General features: G+C 70.7%; 16 protein-coding genes. 10 read left to right on the forward strand and 6 right to left on the reverse strand.

What is annotated here, in order from left to right; translation table 11 throughout:
* Positions 1 to 98 precede the first annotated feature (98 nt).
* On the forward strand, positions 99 to 2,999 hold the full coding sequence (locus tag PSH03_RS23010; RefSeq protein WP_238690384.1) for a DNA polymerase III subunit gamma and tau: 2,901 nt from the start codon (positions 99 to 101) through the stop codon (positions 2,997 to 2,999).
* Here PSH03_RS23010 and PSH03_RS23015 read toward each other — a convergent pair.
* A complete protein-coding gene (locus PSH03_RS23015; protein ID WP_238690385.1) occupies positions 2,996 to 3,733 on the reverse strand; it encodes a DUF998 domain-containing protein in 738 nt (245 codons plus the stop codon). The genes PSH03_RS23010 and PSH03_RS23015 overlap by 4 nt on opposite strands.
* Positions 3,734 to 3,934: 201 nt before the next feature.
* Between PSH03_RS23015 and PSH03_RS23020 the strand changes: the two genes are divergently transcribed.
* The 7 genes from PSH03_RS23020 to PSH03_RS23050 all read left to right on the forward strand — a co-directional run bounded on the left by PSH03_RS23020 (position 3,935) and on the right by PSH03_RS23050 (position 11,050).
* Positions 3,935 to 4,243, forward strand: coding sequence for a YbaB/EbfC family nucleoid-associated protein (locus PSH03_RS23020; protein ID WP_007466279.1), 309 nt, complete (start codon positions 3,935 to 3,937; stop codon positions 4,241 to 4,243).
* Positions 4,244 to 4,251: 8 nt separating this feature from the next.
* Positions 4,252 to 4,845, forward strand: a complete 594-nt coding sequence (gene recR / locus PSH03_RS23025; protein ID WP_210780747.1) for a recombination mediator RecR — start codon at positions 4,252 to 4,254, stop codon at positions 4,843 to 4,845.
* Between the two features lie 314 nt (positions 4,846 to 5,159).
* The gene (locus PSH03_RS23030) at positions 5,160 to 6,821 is read left to right on the forward strand and encodes an ABC transporter substrate-binding protein (protein ID WP_210780748.1); all 1,662 of its coding nucleotides are present in this window, start codon (positions 5,160 to 5,162) and stop codon (positions 6,819 to 6,821) included.
* 85 nt (positions 6,822 to 6,906) lie between these two features.
* Positions 6,907 to 7,911 (forward strand): ABC transporter permease, encoded by a 1,005-nt coding sequence (locus PSH03_RS23035; RefSeq protein WP_124776655.1) that lies wholly within the window; start codon positions 6,907 to 6,909, stop codon positions 7,909 to 7,911.
* Complete coding sequence (locus PSH03_RS23040; RefSeq protein WP_238690386.1) at positions 7,908 to 8,870, forward strand: ABC transporter permease; 963 nt, start codon at positions 7,908 to 7,910, stop codon at positions 8,868 to 8,870. Before PSH03_RS23035 ends, PSH03_RS23040 begins: the two co-directional genes overlap by 4 nt.
* A gap of 66 nt (positions 8,871 to 8,936) precedes the next feature.
* On the forward strand, positions 8,937 to 9,950 hold the full coding sequence (locus PSH03_RS23045) for an ABC transporter ATP-binding protein (RefSeq protein WP_238690387.1): 1,014 nt from the start codon (positions 8,937 to 8,939) through the stop codon (positions 9,948 to 9,950).
* Positions 9,947 to 11,050 (forward strand): ABC transporter ATP-binding protein, encoded by a 1,104-nt coding sequence (locus tag PSH03_RS23050; RefSeq protein ID WP_210780750.1) that lies wholly within the window; start codon positions 9,947 to 9,949, stop codon positions 11,048 to 11,050. The genes PSH03_RS23045 and PSH03_RS23050 overlap by 4 nt, the downstream gene beginning before the upstream one ends.
* 24 nt (positions 11,051 to 11,074) lie before the next feature.
* Here PSH03_RS23050 and PSH03_RS23055 read toward each other — a convergent pair whose 3' ends face one another.
* Positions 11,075 to 11,464: a hypothetical protein gene (locus PSH03_RS23055; RefSeq protein ID WP_210780920.1), complete on the reverse strand. Its 390-nt coding sequence runs from the start codon at positions 11,462 to 11,464 to the stop codon at positions 11,075 to 11,077.
* Positions 11,440 to 12,096 carry an HNH endonuclease family protein gene (locus PSH03_RS23060; protein WP_210780751.1) on the reverse strand — a complete coding sequence of 219 codons (657 nt, stop codon included), beginning with the start codon at positions 12,094 to 12,096 and terminating at the stop codon, positions 11,440 to 11,442. Before PSH03_RS23060 ends, PSH03_RS23055 begins: the two co-directional genes overlap by 25 nt.
* Before the next feature lie 107 nt (positions 12,097 to 12,203).
* On the opposite strand from PSH03_RS23060, the gene PSH03_RS23065 reads away from it, so the two are divergent.
* Positions 12,204 to 13,697: an MFS transporter gene (locus tag PSH03_RS23065; protein ID WP_238690388.1), complete on the forward strand. Its 1,494-nt coding sequence runs from the start codon at positions 12,204 to 12,206 to the stop codon at positions 13,695 to 13,697.
* Between the two features lie 29 nt (positions 13,698 to 13,726).
* Here PSH03_RS23065 and leuA read toward each other — a convergent pair whose 3' ends face one another.
* Together leuA and PSH03_RS23075 are read right to left on the reverse strand one after the other, a co-directional pair.
* Positions 13,727 to 15,478, reverse strand: a complete 1,752-nt coding sequence (gene leuA, locus PSH03_RS23070; RefSeq protein WP_238690389.1) for a 2-isopropylmalate synthase — start codon at positions 15,476 to 15,478, stop codon at positions 13,727 to 13,729.
* A 237-nt stretch (positions 15,479 to 15,715) separates the two neighbouring features.
* Positions 15,716 to 16,987 (reverse strand): MFS transporter, encoded by a 1,272-nt coding sequence (locus PSH03_RS23075; RefSeq protein WP_210780754.1) that lies wholly within the window; start codon positions 16,985 to 16,987, stop codon positions 15,716 to 15,718.
* A 152-nt stretch (positions 16,988 to 17,139) separates the two neighbouring features.
* Here PSH03_RS23075 and PSH03_RS23080 point away from each other — a divergent pair, with 152 nt between their 5' ends.
* Entirely contained in the window at positions 17,140 to 18,051 is a 912-nt protein-coding gene (locus PSH03_RS23080; RefSeq protein ID WP_210780755.1) for an ArsR/SmtB family transcription factor, read from the forward strand.
* A gap of 12 nt (positions 18,052 to 18,063) precedes the next feature.
* On the opposite strand, the gene PSH03_RS23085 is transcribed toward PSH03_RS23080, so the two are convergent.
* Positions 18,064 to 18,594, reverse strand: coding sequence for a nitroreductase family protein (locus tag PSH03_RS23085; protein ID WP_238690390.1), 531 nt, complete (start codon positions 18,592 to 18,594; stop codon positions 18,064 to 18,066).
* Positions 18,595 to 18,623 lie beyond the last annotated feature (29 nt).

Below are 18,623 nucleotides of genomic sequence, written 5' to 3' on the forward strand. Positions count from 1 at the left end.
CCCGGTGGATCAAGCACGGCATCCGCGGCGCCGGGGTGGTGGGTGGTCACCCGCGCCCGACCGGCGCAGAATGGCTCGGTCGAGAGGAGGCGGGACGAGTGACGCTGGCGCTCTACCGCAAGTACCGGCCGCGTACCTTCGCTGAGGTCATCGGCCAGGAGCACGTGACCGAACCGCTGTCGCAGGCGCTGCGCAGCGGACGGCTCAACCACGCCTACCTCTTCTCCGGCCCCCGTGGCTGCGGCAAGACCACCAGCGCCCGGATCATGGCCCGCTCGCTCAACTGTGAGCAGGGCCCCACTCCCGAGCCGTGCGGCAAGTGTGACTCCTGCCGCTCGCTGGCCGCCGACGGCGCCGGCTCGATCGACGTGATCGAGATCGACGCGGCCAGCCACGGCGGTGTCGACGACGCCCGCGAGCTGCGCGAGCGCGCCTTCTTCGCGCCGGCCAGCAGCCGCTTCAAGATCTACATCATCGACGAGGCGCACATGGTCTCGACCCAGGGCTTCAACGCCCTGCTCAAGCTGGTCGAGGAGCCCCCGGAGTACGTCAAGTTCATCTTCGCCACCACCGAGCCGGAGAAGGTCCTCGGCACGATCCGGTCGCGGACCCACCACTACCCGTTCCGGCTGTTTCCGCCGAAGGTGGTCCGCCCGTACCTGGAGCAGCTCACCCAGGCCGAGGGCGTCGCCGTCGAGCCGGCGGTCTTTCCGCTGGTGGTCCGCGCCGGTGGCGGCAGCATGCGGGACAGCCTCTCGGTGCTCGACCAGCTCATCGCCGGCGCCGGCGCGGAGGGGGTCAGCTACGCCCGGGCCGTCGCGCTGCTCGGGGTCACCGACTCGGCGCTGATCGACGAGATGTGCGACGCGCTGGCCGCCGGTGACGGCGCCGCCGCGTACGCCACCGTCGACCGGGTCGCCGAGGCCGGGCACGACATGCGTCGGTTCGCCTCCGACCTGCTGGAGCGGTTGCGCGACCTGATCGTGATCCAGCAGGTGCCGGACGCCGCAGCGAAGGGTCTGATCGACGGCCCGGCCGACCAGATCGAGCGGATGGCAGCGCAGGCTTCGCAGCTCGGCTCGGCCACGCTGTCCCGCTGCGCCGACATCGTGCACAACGGGCTGGTCGAGATGCGTGGCACCACCGCGCCCCGCCTGCTGCTGGAGCTGATCTGCGCCCGGATGCTGCTGCCCGGCGCGGACGACTCCACCGGCGGCCTGCTCCAGCGCCTGGAGCGAATGGAACGCCGGCTCACAGTGGGCGGCACCGACGCGCCGTCGGCCGCCGCCGGCTCCGCGCCAACCAACCACCCAGGGGTACGCCCACAGCAAGCAACCCCCGTCCCGGCTGCCGCCACCCCGACACCAGTGAACGCCCCGACCTCCGCACCGCCGTGGGCTGTCGACCCGGCGGCGTCCCCGGCCCAGGGCGCTCCCGCCCCGGCTGCTTCGGTCACCGGGGCACCCGCTCCGACCTCCGGTGCGCCGGCCTCGTACGCCTCGACGGCCGACTCGCCGATCCCGGCCTCCCCGGGCGCGTCGACCGGGTCGGCAACCGCTGACCACTCCGTACCCGTCTCGCCCGCCGGGCCGGCCCCGCGTCGCGTGGTGCCACCGTCGGCGGTGCTTCCCGACCCGGCCACGCCCGCGCCGCCCCGACCCGGAGCACCGGCCGCCGCGCTGGACGCGGTAGCGGTTCGCCGCGTCTGGCCCGACGTGGTCGGCAAGGTCAACCGGACCAACAAGCGGATCGCCGCCCTGATGCGGGACGCGGTCGTCCGCGAACTCGACGGCGACATGCTGGTGCTGACGGTGAAGTCCACAGTGCTGGCCAAGATGATGGCCGACCACGCGGCGGTGCTCACCGACGCGCTGTACGAGGAGTTGGGCGGGCGCTGGCAGATCCGGTGCGAGGTGGCCGGCGAGCGCGGTGGCGTGTCGCTGTCCGGCTCACCGCGCGCGCAGCAGACCGCACCGGCCCGACCCGCCGCCCCGCCAGCCACGTCAGACACGCCCGCCGCCGCGACGAACGCCGCGACCCCGCCTGCCGCCGGCCCGACGAACGCGCCGCCAGCCGGGCCAAGCACGAACCCCGCGCCGGGTTCGAACGCGCCTGGCTCGAACGCAGCGCCACGTGCGAACGCCGCCGGGCCGGGGACAGTGGGCCCCAACGCCCCGACCGCCGCCGGTCCGACGAACGCCTCGCCGACCGCCGCGAACCCGAGCGGCGCTGCCGGCTCGGCTTCGCGCGGCGGTGTCGGTGCGGGTTCCGCTGGGCACGGTGCTGGCGGGCAGGGCACAGCGCCCTCCACCCCGGCGGCGGACGACGACGGCGACTGGCCGGCGGCGGCCCGCCCCGGCGGCGGCGCCCTCGCCGCCGAGGCTACGGATGACGAGGACTGGCCGGAGGCCGCCCGACCCGGCGGCGCGTCGGCCGGAAACGGGTCGAGCCCCTACTCCGCACCGGCGTCGACCGGCGCGAACGGCAGCACCGGGAACGGGAACGGCAGCACCGGGAACGGCACCAACGGGAGCGGCACCAACGGCGGTGGCGGGAACGGCACCGGGCCGGGCGGTTCGGGAGGTTCCGGGTCAGCGGCCGGTGGCGGTAAGCCGGGCGGGCGGGGTAACCCGACACCGGCGGCCCGGCAGCCGGCGGCAGCCGGTGGTGCGCCGGTGAGCAGCGCCATCGCCGCGGCTCGCGCGGCGGCGGCGGGGCGCGGTGCGCGTACCGGAGCGGCAGCCCGGCCCGTCGCGGACGCGGAATGGGCGGGCGAGCCGCCCTACGACCCGGACTTCGACGGCCCGGCGCGGGCCGGTCGACCCGGCGGCGCGGCACCGGCCGCGGCCCCGGCCCTTGAGGGGTTCGACCCGGGCGACGAGCCGTTGGACGAGATCATCGACGAGAAGACCGCACGGGAGTCCAGCGAGGAGCAGGCGGTACGGCTGCTCCGGGAGACCTTCGGCGCCGAGAAGATCAACGAGATCGACGCCCGCTAGCGGCCCCACCGCGGCTCGGCGATCTTGCAGTTTCGGTCGTCGTCTTGCACTGAATGCCCCTTTATGTCGCAGCAGGAAGTGCAAGATCGCGTAGGGGTGGGGGTTTCGGCCAGTAGGACAGCTAGGGCGCAGGCCCACAAGGGGAACGGTAGGACGGCTACTCGTTCCATGCCGCCTACCCCGATGGCCAGGCCCTGTTGGGCGGCGAACAGTGTTGTTCCGGCCAGCGCGATCAGCCCGGCGGTGAGAGTGAGTCGTCGCCATCGGCCGAGCGTCGTGTTTCGTGGTGCGAAGCCGGCCAGGAGCAGGCCGATGTTGCCCATCCCCATGATCAGGACTGCCCCGAGGACGTGCAGGTTCTCGTCGATGTCGGCCGGGTAGAGGGCCGCGAGGGCGTAACCGCCGGTGGCCAGCAGCAGGAGTGTCTGAGCCGTGCGCACCACCGGGCCGCGGCCGAGGATTCGCCAGGTCAGCAGGAGCCCGGCACCGAGCAGTACGGCGGTGGCCAGTGTCGCGGTGTTCATCAGTGGGTGCCATGGTGAGCAGACGTATCGGGGGCGGGTGGTGTCCCAGACGCCGCAGTGGGCGTTGCCGAGGTCGCTGATGTTGTGGGTGGCCCAGCTGTAGGCCGGCTCGCGCCACCGCAGCCCGGTGATCAGGCTGGCGACGAGGAAGATGGGCGCGGCCGCGAGCCAGCACAGTGCGCCGACCCGGCCGGTGCGGTTGAGGTTCATGCCACGAGCAGACCAGTGCGGCGGCTGCGGGCGCACTACCAGCAGATGGCCGGTTCGGGGTAGGGGTAGCCGTACCCGGAGGCTCGGCGTGGGCGGACGCACCGGGCGGGGCGAGGTCGGTCCCAGCGGATAGGCTGAGCGGCGGTCGAGCAGACGAGTGCGAGAAGGAGCCATCCCGTGCGCCCAGGTGGACAGCCGAACATGCAGCAGATGCTGAAGCAGGCGCAGAAGATGCAGCAGCAGATCGCCGCCGCCCAGGCCGAGCTGGCCGAGGCCGAGCTGACCGGCACCGCCGGCGGCGGGTTGGTCACCGCGACCGTCTCCGGCTCCGGTGAACTCAAGGCCATCAAGATCGACCCGAAGGCCGTCGACCCGGACGACGTGGAGACGCTGGAGGATCTGGTCGTCGCGGCAGTGCACAACGCCGCCGAGGCGGCCCGGGAGCTGACCGAGCGCAAGATGGGCCCGGTCGCCGGCGGCATGGGCGGCCTCGGCCTGCCCGGTTTCTGAGCCGGCAGATGTACGAAGGTGCCATCCAGGATCTGATCGACGAGCTGGGTCGGCTGCCGGGCGTGGGTCCGAAGAGCGCTCAGCGGATCGCGTTCCACGTCCTCTCGGCGGATCCGGCCGACGTCAACCGGCTGGCCGGCGCGCTGCGCAAGGTCAAGGAGCTGGTGCGGTTCTGCACCACCTGCTACAACGTGGCCGAGTCCGAGCAGTGCCGGATCTGCCGCGACCAGCGTCGCACCGAAGAGGTGCTGTGCGTGGTGGAGGAGCCCAAGGACGTGGTGGCCATCGAGCGGACCGGTGAGTTCCGCGGTCGCTACCACGTGCTGGGTGGCGCGATCAATCCGCTGGAGGGGATCGGCCCGGACAATCTCCGCATCCGGGAGTTGATGATCCGGCTCGGTGGTGGCGGGGTGCGGGAGTTGATCCTGGCCACGGATCCGAACACCGAGGGCGAGGCGACCGCCACCTATCTGGCGTTGATGGTGAAGCCGATGGGCATCTCGGTGACCCGGCTGGCCAGCGGGCTGCCGGTCGGCGGCGATCTGGAGTACGCCGACGAGATCACCCTTGGGCGGGCCTTCGAGGGGCGCCGCGCGGTCTGACCCCCCTGACGTACGGCCGGTGGCCGGCACCCGTGTGGGTGCCGGCCACCGCTGCGTCTCTGCCCGGAAATGATCTGACACCTGTGCCCTCATCGGGGCTGTTCGACGTAACAGTTTGGCATCGCGGGTGCTGATTGATCGGTTTTTGCCGCTGTTTACCTAAGAATCGAATGTCAAGCGGCGGTTGAGGCACGATCCGATACCAACCGTCCACTCAGCGGTTTCCGGGTGGACGCATCGGGAGCTATGGTCACCGCCATCGGTGACCCCTGTCACCACGTTGTCCGTACCCCCAAGGACGAGGTGAAGCACACATGCGTGCACCCAGGCCGAAGGCCGCGATCGCGGCCATCGCGGTCGCGGCCCTCGCGGTAGCAGGCTGCGCCGAGAGCAACCGCGACGACAATTCCGGCGGTAGCAAGAAGGACACCCTCGTCTTCGGCGTCGCCGGAGACCCGAAGGTGCTCGACCCGAGCTTCGCCAGCGACGGTGAGTCGCTGCGCGTGGCGCGTCAGGTCTTCGAGACCCTGGTCCGACCGGAGGAGGGTGGCACGAAGGTCACCCCCGGCCTGGCCGAGTCCTGGACCCCGGACGCCACCGGCACCACCTGGACCTTCAAGCTCCGCTCGGGCGTGAAGTTCCACGACGGCACCGACTTCAACGCCGAGGCCGTCTGCGTCAACTTCAACCGCTGGTACAACGCCAAGGGCCTCATGCAGAGCCCGGACGTGACCGCGTACTGGCAGGACGTCATGGGCGGCTTCGCCAAGAACGAGAACGCGGATCTCCCGCCGAGTCTCTTCAAGTCCTGCGCCGCCAAGGACGCCACCACTGTGGACCTGGCCTTCACCCGGGTCTCCAGCAAGATCCCGGCCGCGCTGATGCTCCCCTCGTTCTCCATCCACAGCCCGAAGGCGCTGCAGGAGTTCGACGCGAGCAACGTCGCGGGCACCGCCGAGGACATCAAGTACCCGTCGTACGCGACGGAGCACCCGACCGGCACCGGACCGTTCAAGTTCAAGACCTGGGACGTCGCGAACAAGACGCTGACCCTGGAGCGCAACGAGGACTACTCGGGCGCCAAGGCCAAGCTGAAGACCCTCATCTTCAAGACGATCTCGGATGAGAACGCCCGCAAGCAGGCGCTGCGCTCCGGTGACATCCAGGGCTACGACCTGGTTGGCCCGGCCGACGTCGAGCCGCTGAAGAGCGAGGGCTTCAACATGCTCACGCGCCCGGCGTTCAACGTGCTCTACCTGGCGATGAACCAGAAGGGCAACCCGAAGCTCGCCGACATCCGCGTCCGGCAGGCCATCGCGTACGCCCTGAACCGTCAGCAGCTGGTCACCTCCAAGCTGCCGCCGGGTGCCAAGGTCGCCGACAACTTCATGCCGGACACCGTCGAGGGCTGGAACGGTGACGTCACGAAGTACACCTACGACCCGGCCAAGGCGAAGGCGCTGCTGGCCGAGGCCGGCGCGTCGAACCTGACGCTGAAGTTCCACTACCCGACCGAGGTCACCCGGCCGTACATGCCGAACCCGAAGGACATCTTCGAGTTGCTCTCGGCGGACCTGAAGGCCGTTGGCATCACCGTCGAGGCGATCCCGCTGAAGTGGAGCCCGGACTACCTGAACGCCACCACCTCGGGTAGCAAGCACGACATCCACTTCCTGGGCTGGACCGGTGACTACGGCGACGCCTACAACTTCATCGGCACCTTCTTCGACCGGCCGAAGGACGAGTGGGGCTTCAACAACAAGGCCCTGTTCGACCAGTTCAAGGACGCGGACGGCACCGCCGACATCGCGGCCCGGACCGAGAAGTACAAGGCCCTGAACAAGTCCGTGATGGACTTCCTGCCCGGTGTGCCGATCTCGCACTCGCCGCCGGCGATCGTGTTCGGCAAGGACGTGACCGGCGTCAAGGCGAGCCCGCTCACCGACGAGCGGTACGCGACCGCCGAGTTCAAGTAAGTCCTGATCTGACGCAGCAAGGAACGCGGGCGGGCGCTGTCGCACAGCGCCCGCCCGCAACCCTCCGCACCCCTTCGAGGCCGCCGTGTTCCGGTTCATCGTCAGGCGCCTGCTTCAGCTGATACCCACGCTGTTCGGGCTCTCCCTCCTGCTCTTCATCTGGCTCCGCCGACTTCCCGGCGGCCCCGAGACCGCCATCCTCGGCGAGCGCGGCACCCCCGAGATGCGGGCCGCGATCCGTCGCAACATGGGGCTCGACGAGCCCATCCTGGTGCAGTACGGCCGTTTCGTACGGCGGATGATCAAGCTCGATCTGGGCACCTCGACCTCCACCAAGCGGGCGGTCACCACCGAGTTCATCGAGCGCTTCCCCGGCACCGTCGAGCTGACCATCACCGCGATGATCATCGCGATCGGCGTCGGCATCCCGCTGGGCTACCTGGCAGCCCGGCGTCGCGGCCGTTTCCTTGACCACGCGTCAGTGGGCGGCTCGCTGATCGGCATCTGCATCCCGGTCTTCTTCCTGGGCTACGTGCTCAAAGCGATCTTCTCGGAGAACCTGCACTGGTTCCCGTCCAGCGGCCGGCAGGACCCGACGCTCGGGGCGACCCGGGTCACCAACTTCTTCGTCCTCGACGGGTTGATGACCCGTGAGTGGGACGCCGCCGCCGACGCCCTCTGGCATCTGGTGTTGCCCAGCATCGCGCTGGCCAGCATCCCGCTGGCGATCATCGTCCGGATCACCCGGGCGAGCGTGCTGGAGGTGCTGAACGAGGACTTCGTACGGACCGCCGAGGCGAAGGGCCTGACCGAGCAGACGGTTCGTCGCCGGCACGTCCTGCGCAACGCCATGCTGCCGGTCGCCACCTCGATCGGTCTGCTCGCTGGCGGCCTGCTGTCCGGCGCGGTGCTGACCGAGACCGTCTTCGCCTTCAGCGGCATCGGAGCGTTCGTCGCCGAGGCCATCGGCCAACGCGACTATCCGGTGCTGATGGGCTTCATCCTGATCATCGCGGTGGTGTACGTGCTGGTGAACCTCCTGGTCGATCTCTCCTACAGCTTCATCGACCCGAGGGTGAGGGTGCGATGACACTCAGCCCAGGCAAGAAGCGCGAAAAGATCGACAGGCTCTCCGAGCTGGCAGCCCGTGACGACGAGCGGGGCGTCAGCCTCTGGCAGGAGGCGTTCCGCCGGCTGCGCGGTAACCCGGCCGCGATCGTCGGCGCGGTCATCCTGGCGCTCTTCGTGCTGGTCGCTGTGGTCGGCCCGTTCCTCGTGCCGTACGCGGCGACTGACACGATCGGCATCCGGGAAGGGCTGATCAAGCCGGGTGTCATTCCCGGCCCGACCGGCGATCACTGGTTCGGTTACGACCACCAGGGCCGGGACGAGTTCAGCCGGATGATCGTGGGGGCCCGTCAGACCCTGCTGGTCGGCGTGGTCTCCACCCTGATCGGTCTGGCGGTGGGCGCGCTGATCGGTGGCGTCTCCGGTGCCGCCGCCGGCCTCGGTGGCCGGTGGGGGCGGTGGATCGACACCACTCTGATGCGCTTCATCGACATGCTGCTGGCGATGCCGAGCCTGCTGCTGGCGGTGAGCATCGCCGCTCTGCTCGGGGCCAGCCTGACCACCGTGATGATCGCTGTCGGTGTGGTCTCGGTGCCGGTGTTCGCCCGGCTGCTGCGCGGCTCGATGATCTCCCAGGCCAACAGCGACTACGTGCTGGCGGCGACCTCGCTCGGCGTCAAGAAGTCGAAGATCGCGCTGACCCACGTGGTGCCGAACTCGCTCGCCCCGGTGATCGTGCAGGCCACGCTGACCCTGGCCACCGCGATCATCGAGGCCGCGGCGCTCTCCTTCCTCGGCCTCGGCAACCCGGACACCGCCGTACCGGAGTGGGGGGTCATGCTCGCCGACGCGCAGCAGTACCTCGGCATCCGGCCGTCACTGGCGATCTACCCGGCCGTCGCGATCATCATCACCGCGCTCGGCTTCACCCTGCTGGGTGAGGCGATGCGTGAGGCCCTCGACCCGAAGCTGCGGAAGTAGGCCCGGCATGTGTGAAGCGCGAGGAGTGAGCTTGCGAGCCCCGCAGTCGCGAACGGAGGGCCAGTAATGGCACTGCTCGAAGTTGACGATCTCTCCGTCACGTTCGCCCGCCGCGGTCAACGGGCCGTGCACGCGGTCGACGGGGTGTCCTTCTCGGTCGACGCCGGTGAGGTGGTCGGCCTGGTCGGCGAGTCCGGCTGCGGCAAGAGCGTTACCTCGCTCGCGATCATGGGCCTGTTGCCCAAGCAACCCGGCCTGCGGGTCGGCGGCAAGGCCGTCTTCGACGGCACCGACCTGCTCCAGCTCGACGACCGGTCGCGGCGGGACATCCGGGGCCGGGACATTGCGATGATCTTCCAGGACCCGCTCTCCTCGCTGAACCCGGTGATCCCGATCGGGTTGCAGGTGACCGAGGTGCTCACCCGGCACCGGGGGATGAAGGGCGAGGCCGCGGCGAAGGAGGCGGCGGCGCTGCTGGACCGGGTCGGCATCCCCGACCCGAAGCGGCGGCTCAAGGAGTACCCGCACCAGCTCTCCGGTGGGATGCGCCAGCGCGCGCTCATCGCGATGGCGGTGGCCTGCCAGCCTCGGTTGCTGATCGCCGACGAGCCGACCACCGCGCTGGACGTCACCATCCAGGCCCAGATCCTGGAACTGCTCAAGGAACTGGTCCGGGACTCCGGCACAGCACTGTTGATGATCACGCACGATCTGGGCGTGGTGGCCGGCATGTGCGACACCGTCAACGTGCTCTACGGCGGCCGGGTGGTGGAGACGGCCCGCCGTCGTCCGCTGTTCCGCCAGCCGCGTCACCCGTACACGGTGGGTCTGCTCGGCTCGGTGCCGCGCCTGGACGCCGGGCGGGGCGAGAAGCTCAACCCGATCCCCGGTTCGGTCCGCGACCTGCTGCCCTGGCCGGACGGATGCGCCTTCGCCCCGCGCTGCGCCCGCCGGATCGACGAGTGTGTGGGTGAGCCGCCGGAGCTGGTGCACGCGCACGACGGACGGAGCTACCGGTGCGTCAACCCGGAGCCGCTGCCGGGCATGGTGCCCGCCCCGCGCGAGGAGGAATCAGCGTGAGTGACAACGACATCCTCGTCGAGGTGCGTGACCTGAAGGTGCACTTCCCGATCAAACGGGGGGTGCTCTTCGACCGGGTGGTCGGCCAGGTGAAGGCCGTCGACGGTGTCGACCTGAGCATCGTGAGGGGCAAGACGTACGGCCTGGTGGGTGAGTCCGGCTGCGGCAAGTCCACGTTGGGTCGGGCGCTGCTCCAGCTCACCCCGCCGACCGCCGGTGAGGTCAGCTTCGACGGCGTCGAGCTGACGACGCTGCCGTCCGGCAAGCTGCGCAGCATGCGTCGCCGGATGCAGATGATCTTCCAGGACCCGATGTCCAGCCTCGACCCCCGGCAGAACGTCGAGTCGATCCTGACCGAGGGCCTGCAGACCCACGGGATCGGCACCGACCGCACCGACCGTCGACGGATCATCGGCGAGACCCTGGACGCGGTCGGGCTGCCGCGCTGGGCGCTGTCCCGCTACCCGCACGAGTTCTCCGGCGGGCAGCGGCAGCGCATCGGCATCGCCCGCGCGCTGGTGCTCGGGCCGGAGCTGATCGTCGCCGACGAGCCGGTCTCGGCGCTCGACGTGTCGATCCAGGCCCAGGTGGTCAACCTGCTGGACGAACTCCAGGACAGCCTGGGGCTGACCTACCTGGTGATCGCGCACGACCTCGCTGTGGTCCGGCACATCTCCGACACTGTCGGCGTCATGTACCTGGGCGCGCTGGTCGAGGAGGCGCCGAGCGACCGGCTCTACACCGAGCCGCTGCACCCGTACACCCGGGCGCTGATGTCGGCGGTGCCGGTGCCGGATCCGGACGTGGAGGACCGCCGGGAGCGGATCCTGCTCGCCGGTGACCTGCCGTCGCCGGCCAACCCGCCGTCCGGCTGCCGCTTCCACACCCGCTGCCCGTGGGCGCAGCCCACCCGCTGCGCCGACGAGCGACCGGTGCTGCGCGACATCGGCGCCAGCCGGGTGGCCTGCCACTGGGCTGAGCAGATCGCCAGCGGCGAACTGCGCCCGCACGGGGTCAGCGCGCAGATCGTCCGACCCGAGGGCGAGGGGGACGCGCCGGGCGTGGTCTCCGCGCCCACCGAGCCGGGCTCGTACGTCTGAGACTGGACGCGGTGCCGGCGCTCGTCAGCCTTCGGGGCGGTTGAGCAGCCCCACCGCGACGCCGTGCACCGCGTCCAGCCCAGCCGGGTCGGCCAGCGTGACCGACGTGCCGGTCACCGTGTACCACTCGTCCGCGTCCTTGTACTGCACCCGCACCGTGACGGTGCCGTCCGCGTACTCGGTGCGCAGCGTCAGGTCACCGGTGACGACGCCGACCTCGTCGGTCATCACGCCGCCGGGGCCGGGCACGATGTCGGTGGTGCGGGCCTGCGGGCCGGCCGCCCCGCCCGAGTCCGCGACCATGCCGGCACCCGGCACGGCGGCGGGGGTCTCGGCGGTGCCGTCCGCTGTCATGCCGGCGGCGGCCGGGCCGCTCTCCCCGGCGGCGGTCACGAATCGCTCCCCACTGAACAGCCCTCCAACATGTCGGTCAGGGCGGCCTTCTCGGCGCTGGTCACCGTCAGCTTCCAGTAGTGCTTGACCGTCACCCAGTCCTGAGCGTATTTGCACCAGTAGGACCGGCTTGCCGGTTTCCACTGGGACGGGTCCTGGTCACCCTTTGCCCGGTTCGACGAGGCGGAAACCGCGAAAAGCTGCGGACGGGTGGTGTCGTTGGCGAAATCGCCGCGCTTCGCGTTGTCCCACTCGTCGGCACCCGAGCGCCACGCGTTGGCCAACGGCACCATGTGGTCGATGTCCACGTCGGAGGGATCCGAGAAGCTGCGACCGTCGTACACGCTCTCCCAGCGCCCACCGACCACGTTGCAGCCGGAGAGCTTCACGTCCTTGCCGTCGCGCTGGAGGATGCTGTCCCGGACATCGCAGTTCTTGCCGGTGTCCCGCCAGTGCGGGAAACGCTCCCGGCTGTAGCCCTTCATCGAGCCGGCGGTAGCGACGGTGAGCTGGCTCAGCTGCTCCGCGGCGTTGCCGCCGTCGCTCGACGGCGGTGTGGTCGGCTCATCCTGCGGGACGCAACCGGCCACGCCGAGCGCCAGCGCCGCGGTGAGCGCGGCCACCGCCGCTCGCGGTCCTGATCTGGTACGCACAGACGACACCTCTCCAGCTTGGGGGCTCCCGGCGATTGCGCACAGTACCCGGGCACGGTTTCGGCGTTTCGTGGCGTCTCCCACATGATGCAAGGCAGATTGGTGGGATGACCGCACCCGTACCGGCGACCGCCCTCCGGATGGGCACCACCGCCGGCCGGGGCACGCTGCTCGCCGCCGTACTCGCCTCTGGCATGGTCTTCCTCGACAGCACCGTCGTCAACGTGGCGCTGCCGAAACTCGGGCAGGACCTCGGCGCGAACGTGGCCGATCTCCAATGGACCATCAACGGTTACCTGCTGATGCTGGCGGCGTTCGTGCTGCTCGGCGGCGCGCTCGGCGACCGCTTCGGCCGGCGACGCATCTTCCTCGTCGGCGTGGTCTGGTTCACCGCCGCCTCAGTGCTCTGCGGGCTGGCCCAGGACACCGGCATGCTGATCGCGGCCCGGTTCCTCCAGGGCGCCGGTGGCGCGCTGCTCACACCCGGGTCGCTGTCGGTGCTCCAGGCGAGCTTCCACCCCGACGACCGGGGCCGGGCGATCGGTGCCTGGGCCGGGCTGTCCGGGGTGTCCACAGCGCTGGGCCCGTTCATCGGGGGCTGGCTGATCGACGCGCTCTCCTGGCGTTGGATCTTCTTCCTCAACCTGCCGATCGCCGTGCTGGTGCTGCTGGCCGCCCTGCGCTGGGTGCCGGAGAGCCGCGACGAGAGCGCCTCCCGCACCGAAGGGCGGGGTCGGACCCGACGGCGGTTCGACGTCGCCGGAGCCCTGCTCGGAGCGCTCGCGCTCGCCGGCGTCACCTACGCCCTGATCGACGCGCCGGCCCGCGGGTTCGACTCCCCCGAGGTGCTGATCGCGGCACTGGTCGGGGTGCTCTCCGCGGTGGCCTTCGTCCTGCTGGAACGGCGGCGTGGCGACGCCGCGATGCTGCCCACCGGGCTGTTCGGCAGCCGACTCTTCTCGGTGCTGAACATCTTCACAGTCGTCGTCTACGCGGCGCTCGGCGGCTTCACCTTCTTCTTCGCCGTCTACCTGCAGAACGTGGTCGGCTGGTCGGCCTTCCGCACCGGCATCGCGTTGCTGCCGATGACACTGCTGCTGTTGGTCGGCTCCGCGCGCGCCGGTGCGCTGTCCGCCCGGATCGGGCCACGGCTGCCGCTGGCCATCGGACCGGTGGTCGCCGCGGTCGGCCTGCTGCTGCTGCGCGGCGTCGGACCGGGCGCGTCGTACTGGCGGGACGTGCTGCCCGGGGTGCTGCTCTTCGGCATCGGGCTGACCCTGGTGGTGGCACCGCTGACCGCGTCGGTGCTGGCCGCCGTGCAGGACCGGTTCTCCGGGGTGGCCAGCGGGTTCAACAACGCCGCGTCCCGCGCCGGCGGCCTGCTCGCGGTGGCGGCGCTGCCGCTGCTCGTCGGGCTCTCCGGCGGCGGGTACGAGCAGAAGGCCGAGCTGACCGACGCGTTCCGGGCCGCGATGGAGTGGTGTGCCGGGCTGCTCGTGGCCGGCGCGCTGCTGGCCCTCGTGCTGGTCCACCGACCGCCCCGGGAAGCCCCACCGTCCCAGCCCTGCCACTCGCTGCCCGCCGCGACACCCCCGAAGTAGAGATCCACCTCGGGGGTGTCGCGCTCAGATCAGCGGCGGGCGCGGTTGACGGCGCTGGTGACCGCCTTGATCGACGCGGTCACGATGTTGGCGTCGGTGCCGACACCCCACACCGTCCTGCCGTCCACCTCACACTCCACGTACGCGGCGGCCTGCGCGTCACCACCGGAGGAGAGCGCGTGCTCGTGGTAGTCGAGCACCCGTACGCCCACCCCGACCGACTGGAGCGCGTTGACGTACGCGTCGATCGGGCCGTTGCCGACCGCGGCGAGGGACCGCTGCTCGCCGCCCACACCGACCTGGGCCTCGATCTCGACCTTGCCGTCCACAGTGCCGATCGTGTAGCCGGCCAGCCGAACCGTCGGGTCGGGCTGGTGATCGAGCAGGTAGTGCGTCGCGAAGATCTCCCACATGGCGGCCGGGTCGACCTCGCCGCCGTCGTGATCGGTGACCTGTTGCACCACACCGGAGAACTCGATCTGGAGCCGACGCGGCAGGTCCAGTTGGTGCTCGCTCTTCATGATGTACGCCACGCCGCCCTTGCCGGACTGCGAGTTGACCCGGATGACCGCCTCGTAGGTGCGGCCCAGGTCCTTCGGGTCGATCGGCAGGTACGGCACCGCCCAGGTGTGCTCGTCCACCGGTACGCCGGCCGCCTTCGCGTCGGCGGCGAGAGCGTCGAAGCCCTTCTTGATCGCGTCCTGGTGGGAGCCGGAGAAGGCGGTGTAGACCAGGTCGCCCGCGTACGGGTGGCGCTCGTGCACAGGCAGCTGGTTGCAGTACTCGACGGCTCGCCGGATCTCGTCGATGTTCGAGAAGTCGATCATCGGGTCGATGCCCTGGGAGAAGATGTTGAGCCCCAGGGTCACCAGGTCGACGTTGCCGGTGCGCTCACCGTTGCCGAACAGGCAGCCCTCGATGCGGTCCGCGCCGGCCAGCAGGCCCAGCTCGGCGGCGGCCACGCCGGTGCCCCGGTCGTTGTGCGGGTGCAGGCTCAGCACCACGCTGTCCCGGCGCGGCAGGTGCCTGTGCATCCACTCGATCGAGTCGGCGTACACGTTGGGGGTGGCCATCTCGACGGTGGCCGGCAGGTTGATGATCAGCGGCCGGTCCGGGGTCGGGTCGATCACGTCGATCACCCGGGAGCAGACCTCCAGCGCGTACTCCAGCTCGGTGCCCGTGTACGACTCCGGCGAGTACTCGTAGAAGATCTCCGTGTCCGGGGTGTGGATCTCCGCGTACTTCTGGCAGAGCCGCGCCCCGGTGGTGGCGATGTCGGCGATGCCGTCCCGGTCCAGGCCGAAGACCACCCGCCGCTGGAGGGTGGAAGTCGAGTTGTAGAAGTGCACGATGGCCCGCTTCGCGCCGCGCAGCGACTCGAACGTCCGGTCGATCAGGTGCTCCCGGCACTGCGTGAGCACCTGGATGGTGACGTCGTCCGGGATCATGTCGTCTTCGATGAGCTGCCGGACGAAGTCGAAGTCGGTCTGGCTGGCCGACGGGAAGCCGACCTCGATCTCCTTGTAGCCCATCTGGACCAGCAGCTGGAACATCCGGCGCTTGCGCTCGGGCGACATCGGGTCGATCAGGGCCTGGTTGCCGTCGCGGAGATCCACGGCGCACCAGCGGGGGGCGGCCTCGACGGTGCGGGTGGGCCAGGTGCGGTCCGGCAGTTCGACCCGGAACTGCTCCCGGTACGGCTGGTAGCGGTGGTACGGCATCCGGCTCGGGCGTTGCCGGGCGATCGGATCGGTTTCGGCGTCGGTGACAGGTTGAGCCATCTCAGAGTGCTCCCTGGAACATGTGGCGTCAGCAGATCGGAAGGTGTCGGCGAGATGCCGGGCGACGGTGCGCGGCGGTGCCGAGAAGAAACTCGGATGTGCTGGACGGCGCGATGCGACTCCGCGACGAGGTGCCGGCCGGTCAGGCCTCGTCGCGGCGGCTAAGGAGGAGCAGCGCCTGCCACATGACCAGGTCACCCTACGTGATGGAACGGGGGGTGGAAAGACAGGTCCGGACTATGGGACCGGGGTCATGGCCGGCTCTGCGGCCTCGGCACCCAGCCTCGGCGTCCGTTGCGCCCAGGCCACCGCGGGCACGATCGCCACCGCCACCAGCACGAAGATCGCTGCCGTCGGTAACCAACCCCACCCGCCGGTGGTCACCCCGAGCGCGGTCAGTCCCGCCGGCGCGATCAGGTACTGGACCTGCACGCCGAGTCCGAGCGCCCCCACGTACGCACCGCGCTGGTCGGCCGGCGGCAGGGTGGCGGTGAGCCCCCAGGCGCCCGCCGACTCGATCAGCTCGGCCAGGATCAGCAGCAACGCGGCGGCTACCAGCACCACCACTGTGAGCGTGCCCCGAGTGACGCCGGAAATCGGCAGGACCAGGCAGAACAGGGCGATCAGCAGTCCACCCCGACGGGAGGCCCGAGCCGCGCCCGCAGCGGTGTCCGCGCCCCGGCTGACGCGCACCTGGAGCAGCACGATCAGGATCGTGTTGAGCAGCACCAGCCCGGCGATCACCGTCTTCGGGGCGTCGGTGTGGGTGAGGATCCACAGCGGCAGGACCGTCAGGTAGAGCACCCCGTGCGCGGTGAGCAGCCCGGACACCACTGACACCGCCATGAACGGCCGGTCCCGCAGCACGGCGAGCCGACTCATCGGCTCCGCCGGTCGGGTCACCTGCGGCAGCCGGGGCAGTCGCCGCACGAAGAGGGCCGTCACGAGGAAAACCGTCGAGATGAACCAGACCATCCCCCGGTACGCCGTGATCGTGTCCACCGCCAGCACCAGGCCGCTGATCACCGCGCCGAGCCCGAAGCCGACGTTCAGCGACGAGCGCTGGTACGCCATCGCCGTGACCCGTTCGGCCGGCGGGAGCGCGTTGATCGAGTAGACCTGCCGGGCCACGCCGACAGCAGCGTCCACCGCGGCCAGCGCCACCACCACGGCGAGGAACCCCACGAAGCCGCCCACGAACGGGTAGGTCGCGAACAGCACCGCGTTCAGCACCAGCCCCACCACCCACACCCGCTGCGGCCCGTACCGGTCGGTGAGCCCACCCAGCGGCACGGTGCCCAACAGCGACACCCCCGCCGCGATGGACAGCCCCAACCCGACCTGGGCGGCGCTGAGCCCGAGCGCCCGGGTGAAGAAGACGGCGCTACCGGCGTGGAACAGGCCGCTGCCGACGGCGTAGACCATGGCCTGCACGGCCAGGGCGCGGGTCAGCCCGGCCGGCGGTACGACGTCTCGAACGGCGGTGCGGATGGTTTCTCTGGTCCCCATGTCCGGGGAGTGAATCGGGTCCCCATGACCTCGGTCGAATCTTTTAGGCTGGACCGAATCCTGCTCCTGGGGGGCGTGTGTCCGAGTTGCGGTTCAGCCTGGCCGACGTTGCGGGAGTGCGGCTCGCCGTGTCACCCGCAAACGAGACGGTCATGAGCATGTGGGCGCTGGCCAACCCGGTCCGCTACGCGGTGCACCTGCCCTGGATCGACCGGGCCCGGGTGACGTTGCGTCGTCCCGAGGTGGCCGATCGGGTCCGACCTCTGGTGGGGTTGGTAGTGCCGGGTCGCTGGCTGCCCGACTTCCTCACCCCGGCGGCCCGACCGAACGTGGAGATGGCCGAGCAGCTCGACCAGATCGCCGCGACACCGCCGGCCGTGGTGGTCCAGGACCTGCTGGCGACCACCTGGCAAAAACCGCTGAGCCCGTTCGGGCGGGCGCTGCTCGCCGACCCCGGCGGGCTGCTGCCGCAGGTCGTCGACGCGGTGCGGGTCTGGTACGACGAGGCGATCGCCCCGGACTGGCAGCGGATGCGGGCGCTGCTCGACGCCGACGTGGCGTACCGGGCCGCCCAGCTCGCCGAAAGCGGCGCCGGGCAGTTCTTCGAGCAGCTCCACCCGAGCCTGCGTTGGCACGGCGACCGGGTGATCAGCGACGACACGTTCGAGCGGGACTTCGACCTCCGCGGTCGTGGGCTGGCGCTGAACCCGACGGTGTTCACCGAGCAGCACGTGCTGTGGAACCTGCTGGAGGATTCGCTGCCGGTCGGCGCGTACCCGGTCCGTGCCGTCGGGACGCTCTGGGAGACGACCGCGCCGCCGCCCGGCGACCCACTGGCACGGGTGATCGGGCCGGGCCGGGCCGCGCTGCTGCACCTGCTCGAGACGGCGCTGACCACCACCGACCTGGCCCGACTCACCGGGATGTCCGCCGGAAACGTCTCCCAGCACCTGGCCGCGCTGCACGGCGCCGGCCTGGTGTCCCGGTCCCGCGAGGGTCGGCACGTGCGCTATCGCAACACCGATGCCGCGGCGGTCCTCCTCCGGGCCAGCCGGGGCGGGTGACCCCGCGCTCGATCAGCGCAGCAGAAGCTCGGCGACCGGGCGGCGGTGCCGCAGGCCGGTCTCGCGGGCGTGCAGGTCGGCCGGGAGGGCGAACGGGTCCCCGAGCCGGCCGACGGCGGCGACCACCAACGGGCGGACGCCGCCGGGCAGGTCGAGTTCGGTGGAGAGGCCGACCCGGTCGAACCGGGTGAGCTGGTGCACGTGCAGGCCGAGCGCTGTGGCCTGCACTGTCAGGTGGGCTATCGCCTGCCCCAGGTCGTAGGCGGCCCGCTCGGCGTCGAGGCCGGTGTGGGCGCCGACCACCAGGGTCGCGGCGTGCCGGATCCAGATCTGGTCGTCGACCGGAAGGCTGATCAGGATCCGTTTCCAGGTCTCGTCGTCGCGGTGGCCGAGGGCGAACCGCCAGGGCTGCCCGTTCTCGGCCGACGGGGCCCAGCGCGCGGCCTCAAGCAGCGAGGCGGACTCCTCCGGGGCCAGGTCGGCGTTCGGGTCGAAGGCTCGTGGACTCCAGCGGTAGGCGAGCAGCGGGGTGAGGTCGGCCATACACCGGATCGTCCTGTATGGGTGATTCG

Source organism: Micromonospora salmantinae, assembly GCF_022230905.1.
GTDB classification, from domain to species: Bacteria; Actinomycetota; Actinomycetes; order Mycobacteriales; family Micromonosporaceae; genus Micromonospora; species Micromonospora salmantinae.

Bases quoted from the DNA above. Each gene is read 5' to 3' on its own strand.
- PSH03_RS23015 (WP_238690385.1), bottom strand. From the start codon at position 3,733: ATGAACCTCAACCGCACCGGCCGGGTCGGCGCACTGTGCTGGCTCGCG.
- PSH03_RS23020 (WP_007466279.1), top strand. From the start codon at position 3,935: ATGCAGCAGATGCTGAAGCAGGCGCAGAAGATGCAGCAGCAGATCGCC.
- recR (WP_210780747.1), top strand. From the start codon at position 4,252: ATGTACGAAGGTGCCATCCAGGATCTGATCGACGAGCTGGGTCGGCTG.
- PSH03_RS23030 (WP_210780748.1), top strand. From the start codon at position 5,160: ATGCGTGCACCCAGGCCGAAGGCCGCGATCGCGGCCATCGCGGTCGCG.
- PSH03_RS23040 (WP_238690386.1), top strand. From the start codon at position 7,908: ATGACACTCAGCCCAGGCAAGAAGCGCGAAAAGATCGACAGGCTCTCC.
- PSH03_RS23045 (WP_238690387.1), top strand. From the start codon at position 8,937: ATGGCACTGCTCGAAGTTGACGATCTCTCCGTCACGTTCGCCCGCCGC.
- PSH03_RS23065 (WP_238690388.1), top strand. From the start codon at position 12,204: ATGACCGCACCCGTACCGGCGACCGCCCTCCGGATGGGCACCACCGCC.
- leuA (WP_238690389.1), bottom strand. From the start codon at position 15,478: ATGGCTCAACCTGTCACCGACGCCGAAACCGATCCGATCGCCCGGCAA.
- PSH03_RS23075 (WP_210780754.1), bottom strand. From the start codon at position 16,987: ATGGGGACCAGAGAAACCATCCGCACCGCCGTTCGAGACGTCGTACCG.
- PSH03_RS23080 (WP_210780755.1), top strand. From the start codon at position 17,140: ATGAGCATGTGGGCGCTGGCCAACCCGGTCCGCTACGCGGTGCACCTG.
- PSH03_RS23085 (WP_238690390.1), bottom strand. From the start codon at position 18,594: ATGGCCGACCTCACCCCGCTGCTCGCCTACCGCTGGAGTCCACGAGCC.